Raw genomic sequence first — 5,205 nt, 5'->3', positions numbered from 1 at the left:
GATATCCCGGAGCTCTGGGAATAGACTTGTCGGCTGAGAAGGGCGATTTCCAGGCAATTACAAAGAAAATCGAAGAGGTTATCGTAGAAAAAGGTGCTGCAGGACGACTCGGGACCTGGGTTTACTCTTTTGGATATACGACTACGGTAGGACTGGGAGAATTGGCAAAACGTATCATAGACGGAAATGCCACGATATCTCTGAGCGATTTAATTGCTTCTTATGAGAAGTTCACCCCTGGTGCCTCTTGGAATTGCGGCTATTACGTAGATCTTAACACAGGCATTGAAAAGAAAAACCATATGTTGGTATATCAAGATACCTACGTCTTCGGAAAAGGTTATCTTGAAATGACCAAGGTTGAAATCCCTGAAAAATACCTTACAATTAAATAACTTCACGGCAAACAGAGCGAGCAAATTTTGTCTTAACAGAGGGGAAGCGGGGCTTCCCCTCTGTTACTCAGAGATGCCGTAAGGCTAAATATGCAAGAGGTGAACTGTATATGTCTTCTACGCTTTTACGTATGGAAGGTATAACAAAATCCTTTTTCGAGAACACGGTACTGCGCAACGTTAACCTAACGCTTGAAAGAGGAGAAATATTGGGTTTGGTTGGTGAAAATGGCGCCGGTAAATCAACTTTAATGAATATTCTCTTCGGTTTGCCAGTTATTTTTGAAACAGGTGGCTTCGAGGGGAAGATTTACTTGGAGGGCCAAGAAGTGTGCTTTACTAGTCCTCTGCAAGCTTTAGATGCCGGCATAGGGATGGTGCACCAGGAATTTTCATTGATACCAGGTTTTACAGCAGTAGAAAACATCGTTTTAAACAGAGAATCTACCTTGTATAATTTTCTGGTCGAAATATTTGGCGAACGGCTTGCAACGCTGGATTACCCGAAGATGAAGGATAGGGCCATCCGGGCGATAAAAAGATTGGAAGTTTCCATCGATCCTGAAATGATAATTTCCGAAATGCCGGTGGGCCATAAACAGTTCACCGAGATCGCCAGGGAGATAGAGAAGGAAAACACAAGATTGTTGGTATTAGATGAACCCACTGCAGTTTTGACGGAATCCGAGGCAGAAATTTTGCTCGAGGCCGTGAAGCGCCTCGCGTCACAGGGGATAGGCATAATTTTCATATCCCACAGACTTCAAGAGGTACTCGAAGTATCCAATCGCATAGTAGTCCTCAGGGATGGAGAAATCACTCTGGAGAAAAAGGCTTCGGAAACGAACATTCGAGAGATAGCCAGCGCAATGGTCGGACGCAGAATTGAGGGGTTAACCACCAGAGCCGCTCAAGAAAGGGTGTTTAGCACTCCTACCATGACAATTGAACACCTTTGGGTGGACATGCCGGGAGAAACGGTAAGGGACGTAAACTTAACGATATACAAGGGTGAAATTTTAGGGATTGGCGGCCTGGCCGGACAGGGGAAGCTCGGTATAGCGAATGGAATAATGGGGCTTTACCCGGCCGGAGGAAAGGTAACCTTTGAAGGACAGCCTTTACCGTTAAATGATCCGACTATCCCCTTAAAGAAAGGGATCGGTTTTGTGTCCGAGGATAGAAGAGGGGTAGGATTAATCCTCGACGAAGGGATAGCATTGAATATCGCATTTACCGCAATGCAGATACATGAACTCTATATTAAAAAATTCTTGGGCGGAGTTGTTAAATGGAGGGACGACAGGGCAATAATGAAGGCAGCCAGAGAATATATCAATATGCTTGCCATTAAGTGCCTGCATGAAAACCAAAAGGTAAGAGAGCTTTCCGGAGGGAATCAGCAAAAAGTGTGTCTCGCCAGAGCTTTCGCATTGAATCCTAAACTTCTATTCGTATCTGAGCCCACCAGAGGCATAGACGTTGGGGCGAAATCGCTGGTATTGGACATGATATATAAAAGAAACCGCGAGCAAGGAACCACAATAGTCGTAACCTCATCGGAGCTTGAGGAAATGCGAGCTATTTGTGACCGCATTGCAATAGTTCATGAAGGAAAGATTGCCGGCATACTCCCTGCTTCAACCGATAGCTCGGAATTTGGGCTTCTCCTCATGGGCGCAAAGCCAACGGTCGAGGAAGGTGTGATTTCAGTTGGATAGGATTAAAAAATTTATTGCTGACATCGGGTGGCCAAGGGCCATCATTGCTCTATTTTTATTGTCCCTTTTTGTCCTGGCGCCATTCGTAAATGTGCGAATAGATTCATCTATAAGCGATACTCTGGTCAGGTTTGGCATGAACGGCATCTTAGTCCTGGCAATGGTACCCATGGTACAATCCGGATGCGGCCTAAACTTTGGCCTGCCGCTGGGAATCATTGCAGGACTTTTAGGCGCTACCATAAGCTTGGAATTGAATGCCCTTGGGTTCTTAGGCTTTTTTACAGCCATTGCAATATCAATTCCATTTGCGGTCGTTTTTGGCTTTGGCTACGGACAGCTTTTAAACAGGGTCAAAGGCGGCGAAATGATGATAGCAACCTACGTAGGTTTTTCCTCCGTAGCATTTATGTGCATCATGTGGCTTCTGTTGCCATTCCGCAACCCAACGATGGTGTGGGGTTATGCCGGAAAGGGATTGCGAACGACCATAAGCGTTCAGGAATACTGGGGAGGCGTGCTAAACAACTTCCTATCGTTAAGAGTTGGTGAGTTTTTCTTCGTGCCTACGGGAACAATACTTTTCTTTGCGTTGATGTGTTTGCTCCTATGGATGTTCTTTCACACAAAAACAGGGTCCGCTATGTCAGCTGTCGGCGCGAATCCTGAGTTTGCTAGGGCAGCAGGAATACACATTGACAAAATGCGAACCCTTTCGGTTATACTGTCTACTTTGCTTGGTGCCATTGGTATCATAGTATATGAACAAAGTTTCGGGTTCATTCAGCTTTACATGGGACCATTTTACATGGCTTTTCCTTCGGTGGCTGCTATTTTGCTCGGAGGGGCCTCTATCAATCGGGCAAGTCTCACGCATGTGATAATAGGCACCTTTTTATTTCAGGGTATCTTGACGATGACGCCATCGGTCATAAACAGCATGCTTCAAACGGACATGTCAGAGGTAATAAGGATCATAGTTTCAAACGGCATGATCCTTTATGCATTGACTAGAGGAGTAAGGGTGAAATCGCGATGAAAAAAAGAGAAGCTGCATTTAACTTAAAAAGATTTCTAATGGCCAATATCGTTCCAATCATATTTATATTGCTGTCGATATTTGCCATACCGATATCTCAATTTTCGGCAAGCTATTTGATACAGGAGATGCTAATTCGACTTGCGAGGAATTCCTTCCTCGTGCTCTCACTTTTGATACCCATCATCGCCGGAATGGGCTTAAATTTTGGCATGGTCCTGGGGGCTATGGCAGGACAAATAGGCCTGATATTAGTCTCCGACTGGAAGGTAATTGGCCTCCCCGGAATGGCACTTGCGGCGATTATATCAACTCCTTTAGCCATTGCTTTGGGGTGGATGTGCGGTGCCATCTTAAATAAAGCAAAGGGACGCGAGATGGTCACTTCATATATATTGGGGTTCTTCGTGAACGGCCTTTACCAACTCGTAGTGTTGTACCTATTTGGGTACCTGGTACCCATACGTAGCCCGGAATTGGTCCTCTCGAGAGGATACGGGATCCGCAATGCCGTAAACCTCCTGGGGATCAGAAATTGCCTTGACTACTGCATACCCCTTACAATACATGGGATAAAAATCCCCCTGGGGACTTTCATCGTTATAGCGGTTTTCAGCTTTTTCATCATCTGGTTTCGTCGCACCAAATTAGGACAGGACATGCGAGCCGTAGGACAAGATATGGAAGTAGCTCGATCGGCAGGCATCCCGGTTGAACGTACTCGGTTAATATCCATTTTGATCTCAACCGTGTTGGCGGCCTACGGACAAATAATATTTTTACAAAATATTGGCACCCTTAACACCTACAACAGCCATGAGCAAGCTGGCATGTTTGCCATCGCAGCACTGTTGGTCGGAGGAGCGAGCGTGGCAAAGGCAACCCTGCCAAACGTCTTTGTGGGCGTAATTTTATTCCATCTCATGTTTGTCGTCTCTCCTATGGCAGGTAAATACCTTATCGGGCAGGCGCAACTGGGAGAATATTTCCGCGTTTTCGTATCATATGGCGTGGTGGCTGTAGCTTTAGTGATATACGAGTGGCGTCGTGCTAGAGAGCGTGCCTATGCCAGACGCATGTTTAGAGGCGAGGCTTAAAAAATAAACTTTGCAGCGTCAGTAGAGCATATATATTTCTCTAAGGGGAGGTAATCTATTTGAAAAAACGCCTATTAATGCAAATCGGCCTTGTCTTGCTGCTGATAATCGTGAGCATATTTTTATATCGTATCGGCAAAGGCTTTCAAATCATCGTTGAAAACAAAGATTACACCATGGAGGGCACAACTTTTGAAGTGCAAGGCCCGGTTAGGGTCATTTTTGATGACGAACATAAATTAGAACTTAAAGAAAAAAGCGCTGACTTGGTGGTTTTAATAGGTTATGGCGAACACAAGATCAAGGTAGAGGTCCTGGACGATGAAGGGAATGCAGTAAAATCCATTGAAAAAACTTTCAAGTTAAGCGGGAAGGAAGGCGACCTCTTGAGCATTCCGGCTTTATTAAGTGGAAGCGAGAGGTACATATTTAAGCGAGAGTAAAATCCTTTGAAAATGTCCGCTTAGCAGTGCTTCGGCACAATTACGAGCTCAACGGCCTTAATGTATGTAAAGACCGGTTAGTATCAACCAGTAAAAAATAGAGCGTCTCTTCCTGAAATTTAGGAAGCCAGACGCTCTTTATTTTGATAAATTGCTTGTTTTAGCGTATGGCGAAATATTTCTCCGGGACTTGCAAGCTCGTTAATCCCAAATATCCCTTCCCAAAAACATAGGTGTCCTGATACAAAAGGACATGCCTTTTATTTTCTATGCCGGTGTTGATATCAACGTAGTAACTTCCGTTCCATTTAGCTCCGGGGGTGTATTTCTCGAAGGCGGCCACTAAGCTTTTCAGGTCAAGTTGAGCCTCTCCATCTATGACGCGACGGGCAAGTTCAACCAATCCGATAGAATTTGTATATCCGTAAGAAAAGGCCCATGTTCCTAGCCTTCCGGAAGCGCCATTTTCTTTAACCACCTCTTCGATCTTTTTAACGATGGCCTGGAAAT

The 5,205-nt window shown here is 45.0% G+C and carries 5 protein-coding genes and 1 pseudogene; 5 read left to right on the top strand and 1 reads right to left on the bottom strand.

Annotated elements, in window-relative coordinates:
- The 5 genes from Q7P41_RS05535 to Q7P41_RS05515 all read left to right on the top strand — a co-directional run.
- The coding region (locus Q7P41_RS05535) for a DUF3798 domain-containing protein (protein WP_303882789.1) at positions 1–395 on the top strand (395 nt) is incomplete at its 5' end.
- Between the two features lie 110 nt (positions 396–505).
- Positions 506–2,116, top strand: coding sequence for a sugar ABC transporter ATP-binding protein (locus Q7P41_RS05530; RefSeq protein WP_303882788.1), 1,611 nt, complete (start codon positions 506–508; stop codon positions 2,114–2,116).
- The gene (locus Q7P41_RS05525) at positions 2,109–3,155 is read left to right on the top strand and encodes an ABC transporter permease (protein ID WP_303882787.1); all 1,047 of its coding nucleotides are present in this window, start codon (positions 2,109–2,111) and stop codon (positions 3,153–3,155) included. Before Q7P41_RS05530 ends, Q7P41_RS05525 begins: the two co-directional genes overlap by 8 nt.
- Positions 3,152–4,252: an ABC transporter permease gene (locus Q7P41_RS05520; RefSeq protein ID WP_303882786.1), complete on the top strand. Its 1,101-nt coding sequence runs from the start codon at positions 3,152–3,154 to the stop codon at positions 4,250–4,252. The genes Q7P41_RS05525 and Q7P41_RS05520 overlap by 4 nt, the downstream gene beginning before the upstream one ends.
- A gap of 59 nt (positions 4,253–4,311) precedes the next feature.
- Positions 4,312–4,695 (top strand): DUF6672 family protein, encoded by a 384-nt coding sequence (locus Q7P41_RS05515; RefSeq protein ID WP_303882785.1) that lies wholly within the window; start codon positions 4,312–4,314, stop codon positions 4,693–4,695.
- A gap of 160 nt (positions 4,696–4,855) precedes the next feature.
- Here the strand turns inward: Q7P41_RS05515 and Q7P41_RS05510 are convergent.
- Positions 4,856–5,205: pseudogene (locus Q7P41_RS05510) on the bottom strand (hypothetical protein); the annotation flags it as partial.

This window comes from Acetomicrobium mobile (assembly GCF_937920065.1).
This window is presented reverse-complemented; position numbering and strand designations above follow the sequence as displayed.

Bases quoted from the DNA above. Each gene is read 5' to 3' on its own strand.
- Q7P41_RS05530 (WP_303882788.1), top strand. From the start codon at position 506: ATGTCTTCTACGCTTTTACGTATGGAAGGTATAACAAAATCCTTTTTC.
- Q7P41_RS05520 (WP_303882786.1), top strand. From the start codon at position 3,152: ATGAAAAAAAGAGAAGCTGCATTTAACTTAAAAAGATTTCTAATGGCC.